Source organism: Seohaeicola nanhaiensis (assembly GCF_042654245.1).
GTDB classification, from domain to species: domain Bacteria; phylum Pseudomonadota; class Alphaproteobacteria; order Rhodobacterales; family Rhodobacteraceae; genus Seohaeicola_A; species Seohaeicola_A nanhaiensis.
This window is the reverse complement of sequence record NZ_JBHSGI010000005.1, coordinates 117,912-134,420: the sequence shown is the minus strand read 5'-3', so window position 1 is coordinate 134,420 and position 16,509 is coordinate 117,912. Positions and strand designations below refer to the sequence as shown.

Genomic DNA, 16,509 nt, shown 5'->3' with positions numbered 1-16,509 from the left:
CCCGAAGAGGGGCCCGAGGTAAGCATAGCCCACTATGCCCAGAAACGCCAAACACACCAGATAGATGACAAACTTGAAGAGTTTTCCCAAGGTGGCCTCTCGTATTCTGCTCTTGTTTTGCCCAAGTTATATATGGCCTTTTGAACAAGATCACGTCATTCAGGCGAAATGAGCGGAATTGAGCAGACTGCGGTGAAAAGCACACCCTCCCCCCTTGCGGGGCGGCTCAGGAAAACCATTGTGATGGTGGGCATGATGGGGGCGGGCAAGACCGCCGTGGGTCGGGCGCTGGCCGCGCGGCTCGGGGTGCCGTTCCTGGACAGCGATGCCGAGATCGAGGCGGCGGCGAACATGACCGTGCCCGAGATTTTCGTGCGCGACGGCGAGCCGTTCTTCCGTCGCAAGGAAAGCCAGGTCATCGCGCGGCTGCTGGACGAGGCGCGTGGCGTGCTTTCGACCGGGGGCGGCGCCTTTCTGGCCGAGGCCAACCGCAGGATGATCTCGGAAAAGGGAGTCTCGGTCTGGCTGAACGCCCCGGTCGAGGTTCTGTGGAACCGGGTGCGCCACAAGGATTCCCGGCCGCTGCTGCGCACTTCCAATCCGCGCGCGACGCTGCAAGAGCTGTATGAGGCGCGCAAGCCGTTCTATCGCGAGGCCGATCTGATGGTGCTCTCGGAAGGCGATGTGTCGGTCGAACAGATGGTCGACCGCGTTCTGGCGGCGCTGGCCACCCGCCCCGATGTTCTGGAGCCGCAATGAATACAGTCCATGTCGATCTGGGCGCGCGCAGCTACGAGGTGCGTATCGGTCCTGGGCTGATCGCCCGCGCAGGGGCGGAAATCGCCCCGCTGCTGTCGCGGCCACGGGTGGCTGTGCTGACCGACGAACGGGTCGCGGCGCTGCATCTGGAAAGCCTGCGCGCCGGGCTGGCCGAGGCAGGTGTCGCGATGACCGCGCTGGCCTTGCCGCCCGGCGAGGCGACAAAGAGCTGGGCGCAGCTGTCGCGTGCGACGGAGTGGCTGCTGGAGCAGAAGGTCGAGCGGGGCGATGTGGTTCTGGCCTTCGGCGGCGGCGTGATCGGCGATCTGGCGGGCTTTGCCGCCGCGATCCTGCGGCGCGGGGTCCGCTTCGTACAACTCCCGACGACGCTGCTGGCGCAGGTCGACAGTTCGGTGGGCGGCAAGACCGGGATCAACGCGGCGCAGGGCAAGAACCTGGTGGGCGCCTTCCACCAGCCCTCGCTGGTGCTGGCCGATACCGGATTGCTCGATTCGCTGCCTCCCCGCGATTTCCGCTCGGGCTATGGCGAGGTGGTGAAATACGGGCTGCTGGGCGATGCTGGGTTCTTCGGCTGGCTGGAGGACAACGCCCCGGCGCTGGCGGTGGGCAATGGCGCGGCGCGGCTGCATGCGGTGACCCGCTCGGTCGAGATGAAGGCCGGGATCGTCGCCCGCGACGAGACCGAGCAGGGCGAGCGTGCCCTGCTGAACCTGGGCCATACCTTTGCCCATGCGCTGGAGGCGGCGACCGGCTATGGCGACCGGCTGCTGCATGGCGAGGCGGTGGCGGTCGGCTGCGCGCTGGCCTTCGAGCTGTCGGCGCGGCTGGGCCTGTGCAGCCAGGAGAGCCCGGGTCGGGTGCGCGCGCATCTCGCCGCGATGGGGATGATGCGGGACCTCAGGGACATTCCGGGCGACCTGCCGGGGCCCGAGGCGCTGATGGCGCTGATGGGGCAGGACAAGAAGGTGGTGGATGGCCAGCTGCGATTCATCCTCGCGCGCGATATCGGCGCGGCCTTCGTGACCTCGGACGTGCCTGCGGCGACAGTGCTGGACGTGCTGGCCGACTCGGCCACCTGAGCGGTGCCTGCCTCTTCTCTGGTTTTCAAATACCCTCGGGGGTGCGGGGGCAGAGCCCCCGCGGGTCGGATCGCGAAGCGATCCGAAGCCTTTGGTTCAGAACGGAATTTCGTCGTCCATGTCGCGCGAGGCGGGCGCGCTTCGGCCATAGTCGCGGTCGTCCTGGCCGCCGTCATAGCCGCCGCCGTATCCGCCACGGTCGCCGCCGCCGCTGCTACCGCCGCCATCGCGGCCGTCCAGCAGGGTCAGTTCGCCGCGATAGGGGCGCAGGACAATCTCGGTGGTGTAGCGATCCTGCCCGGACTGGTCCTGCCATTTGCGGGTTTCCAGCTGGCCCTCGATATAGACCTTCGAGCCTTTCTTCAGATACTGCTCGGCGATGCGCGCCAGCGGTTCCGAGAAGATCGCGACCGAATGCCATTCGGTGCGTTCGCGCCGCTCGCCCGAGTTCTTGTCCTTCCAGGTTTCCGAAGTGGCGATGCGCAGGTTGCACACCTTGCCGCCATTCTGAAAGGTGCGCACTTCCGGGTCCCGGCCGAGGTTGCCCACGATGATGACCTTGTTGACGGATCCTGCCATTGTCTTCCCCCTGCCTGCTCGCGTCCTTGAGTGCCGAATCCCCGATCCGACCCGAACGACCCTATACGTGACCGAACTTGGTTTAAACAAGGTAAAGGACGGACGCGCCGTGGGGTCTGGAATTTCCCGCGACGGCGGCTATACTCGCGCGCGGACAGCAAGACGATCGCCGGAACGAGGAGCATGGGCCGGATGCGCGGCATTTGGGGTTTGACGATTTCCATTTCACTTGCCTTTGCCATGCCGGCCGAGGCCGACATTCTGGCCAGCAAGGCCAAGAAGCAGTTGTTCAAGGCGCAGACAAAGCTGCTCGATACCCGGGCGGCGGCGCAGTACAACAACAGCGTCCGGCTACAGCCGCCGACGGTGAATACGCCCTCCAAGCATGGCAGCGGCGTGGCCTACACGTCGAAATACCGGGGCGAATTCCTGACCATGGCGCGTGAGGCGGCGCGGCGGCACAATGTGCCCGAGGATCTTTTCGCCCGGCTGGTTCAGCAGGAATCCGGTTGGAATCCGAATGCTCTCTCGCACAAGGGAGCGATGGGGCTGGCGCAGCTGATGCCGGACACCGCGCGCCATCTGGGCGTCGATCCGAACGATCCCTATCAGAACCTTGAAGGCGGCGCGCGGTACCTGGCGATGCAATATCGTGAGTTCGGATCGTGGGAACTGGCGCTGGCGGCTTATAATGCCGGGCCGGATGCGGTCAAAAAATATGGCGGCGTGCCGCCCTACAACGAGACCACCAATTATGTCCGGGTGATCTTCGGCAGTTAATTGCCGATTGAGGCGGGCATGGGAAAAGGCGGTTGACGCCTTGAAAATAAGGTCTTTCGCGTCACCTGCAGGGCATTTTACCCTATCATTCCGGCGACTTGCACGGGCGGGTCGCGCAATTTCGGGAACCCGGGCGGCAGGCTATCAGTTTCTTCGTCACACAACAGCCAGCTGCCGGACCGCACCCCCGCGATCCGGTGGAAGCTCGGAAGGAGACGATACACATGAAACGCTTTCTGATGAATACCGCAGCCGTCGCCGCAACTCTCGGCATGCTGTCCGTACCGGCCTTCGCTGCCGGTGAACCGACCGTTCGCGAGGTGAATGTCACCGCTCAGGTCACCAACCTGGATGAGTCGGCCAAGGAATACTATCCCAACATCGCCCACGACATTCTCGAGAAGATCACAGAAGAGATGCCGCTGACCACGGACAACAAGGGGTACGTCGTCAACGTCGAGATCCAAAACATGTCGCTGAACGGCGACAAGGTTCTACCGGCTTCGAAGGAGTTCAACCAACTCGAGGGCGTGATGTCGATTGTCGGCGAAGGATCGAACGCGGGTGCCCAAAGCTATCCGATCCGCGTCGTGGCGCAGTCCGCTGATGTGGCGGCACCCGAAGGCTTCATTGCCGTCACCCCGTCCGACACCGACTTCTACACGGCGCTGATCACGGGCTTTGCCAAGGCCGTGGCCGAGCATGAGCCCGAGGTTCTGCCGTCTTCGGTTTCCAAGTAAATCTTTCCCGTCCTAAGACCGACTGTTCTGGCCCGCGGTTTGCACCGCGGGCCATTTCTTTGCGAAGGTCATTCGGCGGCGAGGCGGATCACGGCGTCCATCTGGGCAAGCTGCCCTTCGGTGAGGTGGCACTTGATCTGATGCCCGCCCGCGCGGACCTTGATGGGGGGCACCTCGCGTTCGCAGAGATTGCCCGGAACCTTCGACTTCCATCTGCAGCGAGTCTGGAAGGGGCAGCCCGGCGGCGGGTTCATCGCCGAGGGAATGTCGCCCTCGAGCACGATGTGCTTTTTTATCACCGAGGTGTCGGCGATCGGCACGGCCGAGAGCAGGGCCTCGGTATAGGGGTGATAGGGCGGGTTGAAGACCTGATCGGTGGTACCGAGTTCGACCACATGGCCGAGATACATCACCATCACCCGATCCGAGAGATAGCGCACGATGCTGAGATCGTGCGAGATGAAGAGCAGGGTGGTCTTCTCGCGGCGCTGGATGTCCATCAGAAGGTCGGTCACCGCCGCCTGCACCGACACGTCGAGAGCCGAAACCGGTTCGTCGGCAACGACAATCCGGGCGCCGCCGGCGAAGGCGCGGGCGATCCCGACGCGCTGTTTCTGACCGCCGGAGAGCTGGCGCGGCATCCGGTCGGCAAAGGCGCGGGGCAGCTTGACGAGGTCGAGCAGTTCCAGCATCCGTTCGCGCCGTTCGGCGTTCGTCTTGCCGATCCCGAAGACCTCGAGCGCGCGCACGATCTGCCGTCCGACGGACATGGAGGGGTTGAGCGTGTCGAAGGGGTTCTGGAACACCATCTGGATATCCGAGACAGTCTTGGTGTCGCGCGCCTCGATGGGGATCTGCTCGATGTTGCGGTTGTCGAGCAGGATCTGGCCCTCAGTCGCGGTTTCCAGCCCCATCAGCACCTTGGCGAAGGTCGACTTGCCGCAGCCGGATTCGCCGACGATGGCGAGGGTCTCGGATTCGCGCGCTTCGAAGGAGAGCGTTTCGTTGGCCTTCACGACCTTCTTGTCGCCACCTCCGAAAAGTGCGTTTGCGGCCACCTCGTAATATTTCTTGAGATTGTCGATCTTGAGTACGACCGGGCCAATTTCGGCCTTCTCGCGCACCTCGGAGGCGGCAAGGGGGGCATCCCAGTCGATTTCGTCGAAGCGCAGGCAGCGGGTGTGATGGCGGTCGTTCCCGGGCACCGGCGCCATGCTGATCGCACCGGCGTCGCATCGCCCGGCCTCGAAATAGTCGCAGCGCGGGCCGAAATTGCAGCCGCGCGGCCGTTCGTGCGGCAGGGGGAAGTTGCCGCGGATCGCCACCAGCGGATGGGCGGTCTTGTCGGCGCCGGGCAGGGGGATCGAGCGGAACAGCGCCTGGGTATAGGGATGGCGCATCTCGTCGAAGACGTCCGCGATGCTGCCGCGCTCGACCGCCTCGCCGGAATACATCACGCAGATGCGGTCGCAGGTTTCCAGCACGAGCCCGAGGTTATGGCTGATGAACAGCATGGAGGTGCCGTACTTCCGGCCGAGTTCCTTGACCAGTTCGACGATCGCCGCCTCGACCGTCACGTCGAGCGCGGTGGTGGGTTCGTCCAGGATCAGGAGGGAGGGCTCGCTCATCAGAGCCATGGCGATCACGATGCGCTGCTGCTGACCGCCCGAAAGCTGGTGGGGATAGGCGCGCAGGATGCGTTCGGGGTCGGGCAGCTTGACGTCGGTGACGACCTGAAGCGCCCGCGCATAGGCCTCTTTCTCGCTCAGGCCCTGATGGATCATCGGCACTTCCATCAGCTGCTTGCCGATCCGCATCGCCGGGTTCAGCGAGGCCATCGGTTCCTGATAGATCATCGCGATCTCGTTGCCGCGGATCTTGCGCAGCTCGGCCTCGCTCATCTCGCCCAGATCGCGGCCCTTGAACTTGATCGAGCCGCCGACGATGCGGCCGTTCTTGCCCAGATCGCGCATGACGCCGAGGGCGACGGTAGATTTGCCGCAACCGGATTCGCCGACTAGGCCCACCGCCTCGCCCGGCTGGACCGAGACCGAGAAGTCCATGACGGCGGGGATTTCCCGCAGCCGCGTGAAGAAGGAGATCGACAGCTTGTCGATTTCCAGGATCGGCCCTTTGTAATCCCGCGATTTCGCCATGTGTTTCCCCATTCGGTGCAGGGGAGCCCCCCTGCTTCTTCTCTTTGCAAATACTCCGGGGGGTTCCGGGGGCGGCGCCCCCGGCCTCTCCGGGGCGTCAGTCCCTCAGGCTTTCCTCGCGTAGCCCGTCCGCCAGCAGGTTCAGCCCCAGCACCAGGCTCAGCAGGGCAAAGGCGGGCGGCAGGGCGGGGTGCAGGTAGAGCTGCAGCAGCTTGCGGGCGTCGTTGATGGTGGTGCCCCAGTCGGGGCTTTCGGGCGGCAGGCCCAGCCCGAAGAAGCCGAGCGTGCCGAGAAGGATGGTGGTATAGCCGATCCGCAGGCAGAAATCGACGATCAGCGGGCCGCGCGCGTTCGGCAGGATTTCCCAGAGCATGATATACCACGGGCCCTCGCCCCGGGTCTGCGCCGCGGCGACATAGTCGCGTGTCTTGATGTCGAGCGTCAGGCCGCGCACGATGCGGAAGACCGTGGGCGCGTTGACGAAGACGACCGAGACGAAGACGACCAGGATGTTGCCCGGGACGTCGATGCGGTCGAGCCAGACCGGCAGGCCGGGAATGCGCAGCTGTTCGGTATCGACCAGCCAGCCGTTGCTCGAGACCACCGCGAGATAGATCCATATGGCCACCCCAAGGACCACGATCAGCAGCGGGGTACGCACCGCCGGCTGGGTGCGGTAGCGCGCATTCAGCAGCACGCCGACGAAGACGATGGGAAAGACGAAGAGTACGATAGCCATATAGGCCGGCACCCCGGTCTCGACGATTTCCGGTGTGACCAGGAGGTAGAACAGCAGGATCACCGGAAAGGCGAGGATGAGGTTGGCGAGGAAGCTGAGCACCGTGTCGAGCCTACCGCCGAAATAGCCTGCCGGCAGGCCCAGCGTGATCCCGACCATGAAGGCAAAGAGGGTGGCCAGCGGCGCGATTTGCACCACGATCCAGGCGCCTTCGACGAGGCGCGAGAAGACGTCGCGCGCCAGGTGATCGCCGCCCAGCAGATACCACGAATATTCGCCGGCCGCGCGGGCCGCCGGCAACGGCGTGCCGGGCAGTTTTTTCTGCATCCCCACGATCTGGGTGAGGGGGTCATGGGTGACGATCAGTCCGAAATGGCCGCCGAGGACGCCGGTAAATACCCAGAACATGACGAGGACAAAGCCGATGATGCCGATCGGGCTGTCGAAAAGCTTGCCATAAAGGCCGAGGCGACGCTTGAAGGCGAAGGAGAGGGTGAAGAGTATGACCAGTGCGATCCAGACGGGCCACAACTGCCAGAGGATATGGCCGACGATTTCGGTGAAGCTGAGCGGTTTCATGGGCGTTTCCCTCAGCTGATGCGGATGCGCGGGTTGAGGTAGACATAGCCGATGTCCGAAAGCAGCTGCGTGAACAGCACCACGAAGACCGAGACGACCGAGACAGCGAGCAACATTTCGACGTCGTTGTTGCCGGCGGCCGAGATCAGCAGCGAGCCGAAGCCCTGGTAGGAGAACAGTGCCTCGACGATGACCACGCCGTTCAGCAGCCAGGGCACCTGCAGCAGGATCACGGTGAAGGGGGCGATCAGCGCGTTCCGCAGAGCGTGCTTGAGGACGATGTTGCCGAAGCTAACGCCCTTGAGCCGCGCGGTGCGGATGTATTGCGCGGTCATCACCTCGGTCATCGAGGCGCGGGTCATGCGGGCGATATAGCCCATGCCGTAGAGGGCGATGGTGATGACCGGCAGGAAGAAGTTGTTAAAATCGGCATGATCCATCGCCGATTTGGCCGAACCGTTGAACCATTTCAGCCCGACCGCCGAAGAGGTGAAGACCGCGATGAAGACCACGCCCGAGACGTATTCCGGCGTTGCGGTGGTCAGGATCGAGAAGGTCGACAGCGTGCGGTCGGTGCGCGAGCCCTCGCGCATCCCCGCCAGCACGCCGATGATCAGCGAGCTGGGCACCATGACGACCAGCACCCAGAACATCAGCTTGCCGGTCAGGGCGAGGCGTTTCCAGATGACGTCGTTGACGGGGGTGTTGGATACGGTGGAATAGCCGAAATCGCCCTGCAGCACGCCGCAGAAGCGGCGCTGGTCGGCGGCCTCTTCGGGGGTCTTCATGCCGTTGAAGCAGCGCCCGGTGACAACGCCATCAACCTCGCGGGTCCAGCCTGGCAGAATGCCGAGCCATTGGCCGTATTTTACCGGCAGCGGCTGGAGATAGCCGTTCTTGTCGAGCCAGGAGGCGACCTCTTCGTCGCCCATGCGCATGTCGCCCTCGCTTTTGGCGAGCTTTTCGAGGTTGGGATAGAGGTTCGTCATGAAGAATACGATGAACGTCAGGCAGAGCGCGGTCAGCAGCATCACGCCGGTTCGCCGTAAGATGAAAAGTCCCATCGAGTCCCCTGTTGGTCTGTGAACCGGCCAGGTGCGTTATGCGCACTCGTGGCGCGCGGCCGTCGTTTTCCGACGCCGCGCGAGGCCGGTCAGGGTATGGCCAGATGAAACCAGCGGCCAAGCGCTACCTGCCATTGTCGGTCGGTCATCATCGCCGCTACCCCTTTTGCGGTTCGCGCATGCCCTATTCGGCACGAGATTGCCGGTGACGTCAATGTTTGGTTTCGCCACTTCCTGGGCCAAAAGCGACACGTGCCTTCTGTGGGGCACTGGTGACGACTGCCGTTTGCAGGGTGGGACGGACCGGCCCGCGCCGCAGCGCCGAGGGCGAGGCGCCGCAGTGCTGCTGGATGAAGCGGGTGAAATAGGCGGCGCTGGCAAAGCCGAGGCTGCGGGCAATGTCCTGAACCGGCATTTCGGTTTCAGCCAACAGGGTACGGGCGCGATGCAGGCGCCGTTCGGTGATCAGCGTGGCGGCTGTGCGGCCGGTCTCGGCCTTGCAGACGCGCGCGAGGTGGGTCGGCGTCACGTCGATGGCGGCGGCGTGATCCTCCAGGCTGAAGTGGTCGCTGTCGGGCCGGGTGATGCGCTCGGCAAAGGCGCGCAGGATGCGGTGGGCAGAGGTGTCGGAGACGAGTTCGGGACCGGGCCGGGTCATCTGGCGGTGCAGCCAGACCGCCACCAGCGCAGCATGGGCCGACATGGCGGTCTCCAGCATCGGGCGAGCGGCGGCCTGTTCGCGCATCATCGAGTCCAGCAGGCCGTTCAGCTCCATCTGGGCGGGCGCCTCGCGCAGGCGCAGATGCACCGGGCGTTGCGGGAGGTTCATGCCCGACGTGTCGGGGAGTGTCAGCGCATGGCCGAAGCCCTGCCGCCCGAGGTCGAGCGACATCAGCGCGCCGGCGGGGATATAGAGGGCGTTGTGGGCGCCGATCCCGCGACGGATGCCGTCGATCAGGGCAAGGCCCTGGCCGCGCGTCAGCCAGATGAACAGCGCATGGGGCCGGTCGTGGGCCAGTTCGAGTTGCCAGCTCCCACGTGTGGCGAGCTGGGCCAGCGTGGTCACGCGAGTGATAGCGGATTCACCTGCCGGTGAGGGCATTTGTTCGCTTTCCGTAATCTTGAGTGATAGAATGAGGCGCCATCCTGCGCCTGGTGTCCGGAAATGGCAACCCGTGTGGATCAGGATTCCGGACGGATCCAGTGCCATCGGCGCATTCTTGCCCGGAACCACGTGCGTTGCCGCTTGGCGTATTGCCGGGTGGCGACGATCGCGCGCTCTCGCGCCTCGGTCAGGGTGATCCGGCCGGTCACGTGGTCCATCAGCTCGGGCACGCCGATGGCGCGGAAGGCCGGCAGCGCGGGATCGTGGCGCGTGCGCATGGCGGCGACCTCGTTCAGCGCGCCCTGGTCGAGCATGAGGTCGAAGCGGCGGGCGATGCGGGGATCGAGCCAGTCCTTCGGGGCATCCAGCACCAGGGCCTGGGCGCTTTCCAGCGCCATGAGGGGGGGCGGTGTGTCGGCCTGCCAGTCGGCCAGCGGCCGTCCTGTGGCGCGCTCGACCTCCCAGGCGCGCTGGACGCGGGCCCGGTTGCGAGTGTCGATCCCGGCGCGCGTCGCCGGGTCGACACCGGCCAGCAGGCTGTCGAGGTCGAGCCCGTCGGCCTCGGCGCGCACCTCGGGGGGCACCGGGGGAATGGCCGCCAGGCCCTCGGTCAGGGCCGAGAAATAGAGGCCGGTGCCGCCGACGATAATCGGGCGGGTGTCGCCGCGCAGCAAGGGGACGACATCGCGCAGCCAGTCGCCGGCGGAGTAGACGGCGTTCCACGGCAGGTGGCCGTAGAGACGATGCGGGGCGCGTGCCTCTTCCTCGGGGGAGGGGCGGGCGGTGATCAGGCGCCAGCAATCATAGACCTGGCTGGCGTCGGCGTTGATGATGGCGCCGCCCTGCGTCTCGGCGATCGCCAGCGCGAGGGCCGATTTGCCCGAGGCCGTGGGCCCCGCGATCAGCACGGGCCGGTCCGGCTCGATCTGGGGCAGATCCCGAAATCCGGTGGCTGGCATAGTGCTCCTGTCCGCGTCATCGCTGACCGGGATCGCGGATTGAACCCGGCGCCGAATTCGGCCATTTTGCGCGCGATCTAACCCAGAGGCCGAGCGGAGCGCAACATGACCCCATCCCCCACTTCCCAGAAGCGACCGACCGGCAGCACCTATACCCGGGTCATGCTGAAGATTTCCGGCGAGGCGCTGATGGGAGATCAGGGGTTCGGGCTGCATCCGCCGACGGTCCAGCGGATCGCCGCCGAGGTGAAATCGGTGCACGATATGGGCGTCGAGATCTGCATGGTGATCGGGGGTGGGAACATCTTCCGCGGGCTGGCCGGTTCGGCGCAGGGGATGGAGCGGACCACGGCCGATTACATGGGGATGCTGGCGACGGTGATGAATGCGCTGGCCATGCAGTCGGCGCTGGAAGAGCTGGGCGTCTTTACTCGGGTGATCAGCGCGATCCGCATGGACGAGGTGGCCGAGCCCTATATCCGGCGCCGCGCTGTGCGCCATCTGGAGAAGAAGCGGGTCTGCATCTTCGCGGCGGGCACCGGCAATCCCTATTTCACCACCGACACCGCCGCGACCCTGCGCGCCAACGAGATGAACTGCGAGGCGATCTTCAAGGGCACGAAGGTGGACGGGGTCTATGACAAGGACCCGATCAAGCACGCGGACGCCAAGCGGTATGATCACGTGAGCTATGACGATGTGCTGGCCAAGCGGCTGGGGGTCATGGATGCCTCGGCCATCGCCCTGGCGCGGGACAACAATCTGCCGATCATCGTGTTCTCGCTGGATACGCCCGGAGGCTTCCGGGGCATTCTGGCCGGCGAGGGCACCTATACCCGGGTCCAGGGCTGAGGCGCGGAAATCGTTCGAGGATTTCCGCGGCGCTGCACCGGCAGAGAACCGCGACAATCAAGGCTGCGCAGGCGGCGGCAGAAACCTTGCACCCTATACATCGGCTGCCGTCTGGGTCTATAGAGCCGCAAATGACCAAGATGACGGGAGGGGCTTCCCATGTCCGAAGATTTCATGCTCGACACCGACGCGCTGCAACGGCGGATGGACGGGGCGATGCAAAACCTGCGCACCGAATTCGCCAGCCTTCGCACCGGGCGGGCCTCGGGCAGCATGCTTGAGCCGATCATGGTCGATGCCTACGGCAGCCCGACCCCGATTAACCAGGTTGGCACTATTAACGTGCCCGAGCCGCGCATGGTGACGATCAACGTCTGGGACAAGTCGCTGGTCAATAAGGTCGAGAAGGCGATCCGCGAGAGCGGGCTGGGGATCAACCCGCAGTTGAACGGCACGATCATCATGCTGCCGATCCCCGAGCTGAACGAGGAGCGCCGCCGCGAACTGACCAAGGTCGCCGGGCAGTATGCCGAGAGTGCCCGCGTCGCCATCCGCAACGTGCGGCGCGACGGCATGGATCAGGTGAAGAAGGCCAAGGCCGACGGTATCTCGGAAGACGACCAGAAGTTCTGGGAGAACGAGGTGCAGGAGCTGACGAACAAGATGATCGCCGCGGTCGACGCGGCGCTGGAGGCCAAACAGGCCGAGATCATGCAGGTCTGACGCACAACCATGCCCAAGGATCCCGATACCGCGCCGGCGGGCGGCCCGCGCCATGTGGCCATCATCATGGATGGCAACGGCCGCTGGGCGCAGGCCCGGGGGCGCCCGAGGCTGTTTGGCCATCACGCGGGCGCACGGCGTGTGCGCGAGGTGGTCGAGGCCTGCCCCGAGCTCGGGATCAAGTATCTGACGATCTTCGCCTTCTCGACCGAGAACTGGAAGCGGACGCAGGTCGAGGTGGCGGGGCTGATGAGCCTGTTCCGGCGGTATATCACCCGGGAAACGCGGGCGCTGGCCTCGCGCGGGGTGCGCGTACGGTTCATCGGTGACCGGGTGCGGCTGGACGCCAAGCTGATCGAGCTGATGGACATGCTCGAGGAGCAGACCAAGGACAACGATCTGGTGCATCTGACCATCGCTATCAATTACGGCGGGCGGGATGAGGTGGCGCGGGCGACCAAGCGGCTGGCGCGCGACGTGGCGGCGGGGCGGCTGAACTCGGAGGACGTCGACGAGCAGACGCTGACCCGGTATCTGGACACGCATGTGCTGCCGGACCCCGATCTGGTCATCCGCACGTCGGGCGAGGCGCGCATCTCGAATTTCCTGCTGTGGCAGTCGGCCTATTCGGAATACGAGTTCATCGACACGCTCTGGCCCGATTTCACGGCGGCAGAGCTGGAGCGGCTGTGCCGGTCCTACGGCAGCCGCGACCGCCGTTTCGGCGCGGTCCTGTCATGAGCGTCAGGGACCGCTGGGCCGATCTGGGGCCGCGGCTGATGTCGGCGGCGGTGATGGTCGTGCTGGCGGCGCTGGCGATCTGGTTCGGCGGCGATGTCTTCCATGTCTTTGTCGCGCTGATCTGCGCGGGGATGACCTGGGAACTGTTCCGGATGCTGGCGCCCGAGCGCAGCGGCGAGGCGCTGGCCCTGGGCGGGCTGGCGGGGCTGGTGACACTGGCGGTGCCCTACATGACGCCGCTGATCGCGCTGCCGCTGCTGGCGGTGCCGCCGCTGCTCTGCGCGCAGCAGGTTCCGCGGCACAGGCTGATCTGCGGCGCCTATGTCGGGCTGATCGTGCTGGCGGGCTTCGAGATGATGGTGCTGCGCGATCACTTCAGTGCCAGCACGCTGGTCTGGCTGATCCTGGTGGTCATCGCCTCGGATGTGGCTGGATACTTTGCCGGTCGGATGCTGGGAGGGCCCAAGTTCTGGCCGAAGATCAGCCCGAAGAAGACCTGGTCGGGCACCGTGGCGGGATGGGTCGGCGCGGCGCTGGTCGGCGCCGGTTTCTGGCTGTGGGGCGGGGCAGGGCCCGGCCTGATCCTGCTGTCGACGATCACGGCGCTGGCGGCGCAGCTGGGCGATATCGCCGAAAGCGCGGTCAAGCGGATGACCGGCGTGAAGGATTCGAGCAACCTGATTCCCGGCCACGGCGGGCTGCTCGACCGGTTCGACGCCATGCTGGGCGCGTCGCTGTTCGTGCTGCTTGTGGCCATCCTGTTCGACCTGCCATTCGGGGCGCTGTGATGCGCCGGGTTTCGGTGCTGGGCGCCACCGGCTCGGTCGGGCAGAATACGCTCGACCTCCTTGCCCGGTCTCCGGACGAGTTTTCCGTCGTGGCCCTGACCGGCGGGCGCAATATCGTGCAGCTGGCGGAGGACGCGATCCGGCTGCGAGCCGAGGTGGCGGTGACCGCCTACGACGACATGCTGGAGCCGCTGCGCGAGGCGCTGGGGGACAGCGACATCGAGGCGCAGGCGGGCCGGGCGTCCATCGCCGAGGCGGCTTCGCGGCCGGCGGACTGGGTGATGTCGGCGATTGTCGGGGCCGCCGGGCTGGCTCCGGGGCTGCGCGCGCTGGAACAGGGGGCAACCCTGGCGCTGGCCAACAAGGAGACGCTGGTCTGTGCCGGCGCGCTGGTCCGCGAGACGGCGGCGCGGCACGGGGCGCGGATCCTGCCGGTGGACAGCGAGCATTCGGCGGTGTTTCAGGCGTTGCGCGGCGAGCGCATCGAGAGTGTCGAGCGCATTGTTCTGACCGCGTCGGGCGGCGCGTTTCGCGACTGGCCGCTGGAGGCGCTGGCCAGGGCGACACCGGAGCAGGCGTCGAGCCATCCGAACTGGGCGATGGGTCAGCGGATCACCATCGATTCCGCCTCCATGTTCAACAAAGCGCTGGAACTAATTGAAACGCGTGAGTTTTTCGAGGTTGCGCCCGAGCGGATCGAAGTGGTGATCCACCCCGAGTCTCTGATCCACGCGCTTGTCGGATTCACCGACGGGGCGATGATGGCCCATGTCGGCGCGCCGGACATGCGCCATGCTATCGGCTATGCTCTGAACTGGCCCGACCGGCGTCCTCTGCCGGTTGAACGGCTGGACCTTGCCGCCATCGGCGCGCTGACGTTCCGGGCACCCGATCCGGCGCGCTATCCGGCGCTGCGGCTGGCGCGCGACGTCATGGCGCGGGGCGGGCTGAGCGGAGCCGCCTTCAACGCGGCCAAGGAGGCGGCGCTGGACGCTTTCCTGGAACGGCGCATCGGATTTACCGACATGGCGGCGGTGGTCGAGGCCGTGCTGTCGCGGATGGAAGGCGAGGCGGGTCTCTTTGACGCGCCGATGACCCTTGATAACGTGATGGAAACGGACCATCTGGCCAGAAGACGCGCCGGCGAGACGATGGCGAAGCGAGCAGGGTAGAGACTTGGACATCACCGGACTGATCCCGCAATTCGGCGGCTTTGCCTATAATGTGGTTGCCTTCGTGATCGCGCTTTCAGTGATCGTGGCGGTGCATGAATACGGCCATTACATCGTCGGGCGCTGGTCGGGCATTCACGCCGAGGTTTTCTCGCTGGGGTTTGGCCCGGTGCTTTGGAGCCGCGTCGACCGGCGCGGTACGCGCTGGCAGATCGCGGCGCTGCCGTTCGGCGGGTTCGTTAAATTCCTGGGCGATGCGAATGCCGCATCGGGCAAGGATGCGGCGGTGATGGCGGATGCGGCGACCGATCCGAAGGCGCTGCGGCGGACGATGCATGGCGCGCCGCTCTGGGCGCGCGCGGCGACGGTCGCGGCGGGGCCATTCTTCAATTTTGTCCTGTCGGTGATCATCTTTGCCGCCATCTTCATGTCGCGCGGCGTCACCTCGGACCCTCTGACGGTGGGGGAGTTGAAGCCGCTGCCGGACAGCTCTTACGAATTGCAGAGCGGCGATCAGATCCTGGCGATCAACGGCACGCCAATCCCGGAGTTCGGGGTGAACGACGACTGGACCGCCTTCAGGATGGGACTGAAACCGGCCCCTTCGCTGGACTATTTGGTCAAGCGCGACGGGGCGGAGGTGACAGTCAAGGGGCCCTACCTTTATCCGCCGGTGATCGACACCGTGGTGCCTCGCAGCGCGGCAATGGACATCGGTCTGCAGGCCGGCGATGTGATCCAGAGCGTGGACGGCACGCCGATCTCGTCCTTTGACGAGCTGAAGACGCGGGTCGAGGCTTCGGACGGGCGGCCCCTGCAGCTGGTGGTCTGGCGCGATGGCGCGACGCAGGATTTCGCGCTGGTGCCGCGGCGGATGGACGAAGCGCAGGACGAGGGCGGTTTTGCCACGAACTGGCGAATCGGAGTGGTCAGTTCGATGGCCTTCGAGGCGGCGCGCGAACCGGCGAACCTGACGACGGCCGTGCAGGGCGCGGTGATGCAGATGGGCGCGATGGTCACGACCTCGATCTCGGGGCTGTGGCACATCATCACCGGCGCGATCAGCACCTGCAACCTGTCCGGGCCGATCGGAATTGCGCAGGCCTCGGGCGACACGGCGAGCCAGGGGGCGCAGAGTTTTATCTGGTTCATAGCGTCGCTGTCGACTGCCGTGGGGCTGCTGAACCTATTCCCGATCCCAGCGCTGGATGGCGGACATCTGGTGTTCTACGCCTATGAGGCGGTGACCGGGCAACCGCCGAGCGATCTGGCGCTGCGGGTGATGATGAGCCTGGGGCTGGCGATCCTGCTGACGCTGATGGTTTTTGCGCTGTTCAACGACGTGGTCTGCTGAGCCGGGCGGCAGTAGCTGCCCGAGCTCTCCATCTTCCGGCCAAAGTGCTGCCATATTCGACAACTATTCTCGGCTCATCAGGCAGCAGAAGGACCGATCATCATGCAGACTTTGCAGCAATCCTACCGAGGTTTCTCGCTATTGGTGTCCTTGAACGCCGATCGGGTTCTTTTCGTCATGGCGATCCCCTTCGCGCTCATGCTCGGGGCCTATCTTCTGGGCCTCTGACGGCCTCCCGGTTTCTCATTGAATGAACGGCGTCTGCGAAAAAAAGCGGGCGCCGTTTTTCTTTGTGGTTTTGACAACCCGGCGCATTCCC

17 protein-coding genes are annotated in these 16,509 nt (G+C 65.3%); 11 read left to right on the top strand and 6 right to left on the bottom strand.

Annotation, left to right across the window (positions count from 1 at the left end; translation table 11 throughout):
* Positions 1–168 precede the first annotated feature (168 nt).
* Positions 169–759 (top strand): shikimate kinase, encoded by a 591-nt coding sequence (locus ACFO5X_RS08015; protein WP_380716778.1) that lies wholly within the window; start codon positions 169–171, stop codon positions 757–759.
* Positions 756–1,859, top strand: coding sequence for a 3-dehydroquinate synthase (gene aroB / locus ACFO5X_RS08010; RefSeq protein WP_380716777.1), 1,104 nt, complete (start codon positions 756–758; stop codon positions 1,857–1,859). The genes ACFO5X_RS08015 and aroB overlap by 4 nt, the downstream gene beginning before the upstream one ends.
* Before the next feature lie 96 nt (positions 1,860–1,955).
* Here the strand turns inward: aroB and ssb are convergent, their stop codons facing one another.
* Complete coding sequence (gene ssb / locus ACFO5X_RS08005) at positions 1,956–2,438, bottom strand: single-stranded DNA-binding protein (RefSeq protein WP_380716776.1); 483 nt, start codon at positions 2,436–2,438, stop codon at positions 1,956–1,958.
* 192 nt (positions 2,439–2,630) lie between these two features.
* Here ssb and ACFO5X_RS08000 point away from each other — a divergent pair, with 192 nt between their 5' ends.
* Together ACFO5X_RS08000 and ACFO5X_RS07995 are read left to right on the top strand one after the other, a co-directional pair.
* Positions 2,631–3,218, top strand: a complete 588-nt coding sequence (locus tag ACFO5X_RS08000) for a lytic transglycosylase domain-containing protein (RefSeq protein ID WP_380717291.1) — start codon at positions 2,631–2,633, stop codon at positions 3,216–3,218.
* Between the two features lie 224 nt (positions 3,219–3,442).
* Complete coding sequence (locus ACFO5X_RS07995) at positions 3,443–3,958, top strand: hypothetical protein (protein ID WP_380716775.1); 516 nt, start codon at positions 3,443–3,445, stop codon at positions 3,956–3,958.
* Between the two features lie 68 nt (positions 3,959–4,026).
* On the opposite strand, the gene ACFO5X_RS07990 is transcribed toward ACFO5X_RS07995, so the two are convergent.
* From ACFO5X_RS07990 to miaA, 5 genes are all read right to left on the bottom strand, one after another.
* The gene (locus ACFO5X_RS07990) at positions 4,027–6,114 is read right to left on the bottom strand and encodes a dipeptide ABC transporter ATP-binding protein (RefSeq protein WP_380716774.1); all 2,088 of its coding nucleotides are present in this window, start codon (positions 6,112–6,114) and stop codon (positions 4,027–4,029) included.
* 97 nt (positions 6,115–6,211) lie between these two features.
* Entirely contained in the window at positions 6,212–7,432 is a 1,221-nt protein-coding gene (locus ACFO5X_RS07985) for an ABC transporter permease (protein WP_380716773.1), read from the bottom strand.
* Positions 7,433–7,443: 11 nt separating this feature from the next.
* Positions 7,444–8,496: an ABC transporter permease gene (locus ACFO5X_RS07980; RefSeq protein WP_380716772.1), complete on the bottom strand. Its 1,053-nt coding sequence runs from the start codon at positions 8,494–8,496 to the stop codon at positions 7,444–7,446.
* A 211-nt stretch (positions 8,497–8,707) separates the two neighbouring features.
* Positions 8,708–9,598, bottom strand: coding sequence for a helix-turn-helix transcriptional regulator (locus tag ACFO5X_RS07975; RefSeq protein WP_380716771.1), 891 nt, complete (start codon positions 9,596–9,598; stop codon positions 8,708–8,710).
* 80 nt (positions 9,599–9,678) lie between these two features.
* Complete coding sequence (miaA, locus tag ACFO5X_RS07970; protein ID WP_380716770.1) at positions 9,679–10,560, bottom strand: tRNA (adenosine(37)-N6)-dimethylallyltransferase MiaA; 882 nt, start codon at positions 10,558–10,560, stop codon at positions 9,679–9,681.
* A 105-nt stretch (positions 10,561–10,665) separates the two neighbouring features.
* Between miaA and pyrH the strand changes: the two genes are divergently transcribed.
* The 7 genes from pyrH (at position 10,666) to ACFO5X_RS07935 (ending at position 16,418) form a co-directional block, all read left to right on the top strand.
* Positions 10,666–11,412, top strand: coding sequence for a UMP kinase (gene pyrH, locus ACFO5X_RS07965; protein ID WP_380716769.1), 747 nt, complete (start codon positions 10,666–10,668; stop codon positions 11,410–11,412).
* Positions 11,413–11,571: 159 nt separating this feature from the next.
* Positions 11,572–12,135: a ribosome recycling factor gene (gene frr, locus ACFO5X_RS07960; protein WP_380716768.1), complete on the top strand. Its 564-nt coding sequence runs from the start codon at positions 11,572–11,574 to the stop codon at positions 12,133–12,135.
* 9 nt (positions 12,136–12,144) lie between these two features.
* On the top strand, positions 12,145–12,876 hold the full coding sequence (locus ACFO5X_RS07955; protein WP_380716767.1) for an isoprenyl transferase: 732 nt from the start codon (positions 12,145–12,147) through the stop codon (positions 12,874–12,876).
* Positions 12,873–13,664 (top strand): phosphatidate cytidylyltransferase, encoded by a 792-nt coding sequence (locus ACFO5X_RS07950; protein WP_380716766.1) that lies wholly within the window; start codon positions 12,873–12,875, stop codon positions 13,662–13,664. The genes ACFO5X_RS07955 and ACFO5X_RS07950 overlap by 4 nt, the downstream gene beginning before the upstream one ends.
* Complete coding sequence (dxr, locus tag ACFO5X_RS07945; protein WP_380716764.1) at positions 13,664–14,836, top strand: 1-deoxy-D-xylulose-5-phosphate reductoisomerase; 1,173 nt, start codon at positions 13,664–13,666, stop codon at positions 14,834–14,836. The genes ACFO5X_RS07950 and dxr overlap by 1 nt, the downstream gene beginning before the upstream one ends.
* A gap of 4 nt (positions 14,837–14,840) precedes the next feature.
* Positions 14,841–16,190: an RIP metalloprotease RseP gene (gene rseP / locus ACFO5X_RS07940; RefSeq protein ID WP_380716762.1), complete on the top strand. Its 1,350-nt coding sequence runs from the start codon at positions 14,841–14,843 to the stop codon at positions 16,188–16,190.
* A 102-nt stretch (positions 16,191–16,292) separates the two neighbouring features.
* Positions 16,293–16,418, top strand: a complete 126-nt coding sequence (locus ACFO5X_RS07935; RefSeq protein ID WP_380716761.1) for a hypothetical protein — start codon at positions 16,293–16,295, stop codon at positions 16,416–16,418.
* Positions 16,419–16,509: the final 91 nt, after the last annotated feature.

Bases quoted from the DNA above. Each gene is read 5' to 3' on its own strand.
- ACFO5X_RS08000 (WP_380717291.1), top strand. From the start codon at position 2,631: ATGCGCGGCATTTGGGGTTTGACGATTTCCATTTCACTTGCCTTTGCC.
- ACFO5X_RS07955 (WP_380716767.1), top strand. From the start codon at position 12,145: ATGCCCAAGGATCCCGATACCGCGCCGGCGGGCGGCCCGCGCCATGTG.
- ACFO5X_RS07985 (WP_380716773.1), bottom strand. From the start codon at position 7,432: ATGAAACCGCTCAGCTTCACCGAAATCGTCGGCCATATCCTCTGGCAG.
- ACFO5X_RS08015 (WP_380716778.1), top strand. From the start codon at position 169: ATGAGCGGAATTGAGCAGACTGCGGTGAAAAGCACACCCTCCCCCCTT.
- ssb (WP_380716776.1), bottom strand. From the start codon at position 2,438: ATGGCAGGATCCGTCAACAAGGTCATCATCGTGGGCAACCTCGGCCGG.
- frr (WP_380716768.1), top strand. From the start codon at position 11,572: ATGTCCGAAGATTTCATGCTCGACACCGACGCGCTGCAACGGCGGATG.
- dxr (WP_380716764.1), top strand. From the start codon at position 13,664: ATGCGCCGGGTTTCGGTGCTGGGCGCCACCGGCTCGGTCGGGCAGAAT.
- miaA (WP_380716770.1), bottom strand. From the start codon at position 10,560: ATGCCAGCCACCGGATTTCGGGATCTGCCCCAGATCGAGCCGGACCGG.
- ACFO5X_RS07950 (WP_380716766.1), top strand. From the start codon at position 12,873: ATGAGCGTCAGGGACCGCTGGGCCGATCTGGGGCCGCGGCTGATGTCG.
- ACFO5X_RS07935 (WP_380716761.1), top strand. From the start codon at position 16,293: ATGCAGACTTTGCAGCAATCCTACCGAGGTTTCTCGCTATTGGTGTCC.
- pyrH (WP_380716769.1), top strand. From the start codon at position 10,666: ATGACCCCATCCCCCACTTCCCAGAAGCGACCGACCGGCAGCACCTAT.
- ACFO5X_RS07975 (WP_380716771.1), bottom strand. From the start codon at position 9,598: ATGCCCTCACCGGCAGGTGAATCCGCTATCACTCGCGTGACCACGCTG.
- ACFO5X_RS07995 (WP_380716775.1), top strand. From the start codon at position 3,443: ATGAAACGCTTTCTGATGAATACCGCAGCCGTCGCCGCAACTCTCGGC.
- aroB (WP_380716777.1), top strand. From the start codon at position 756: ATGAATACAGTCCATGTCGATCTGGGCGCGCGCAGCTACGAGGTGCGT.
- ACFO5X_RS07990 (WP_380716774.1), bottom strand. From the start codon at position 6,114: ATGGCGAAATCGCGGGATTACAAAGGGCCGATCCTGGAAATCGACAAG.
- ACFO5X_RS07980 (WP_380716772.1), bottom strand. From the start codon at position 8,496: ATGGGACTTTTCATCTTACGGCGAACCGGCGTGATGCTGCTGACCGCG.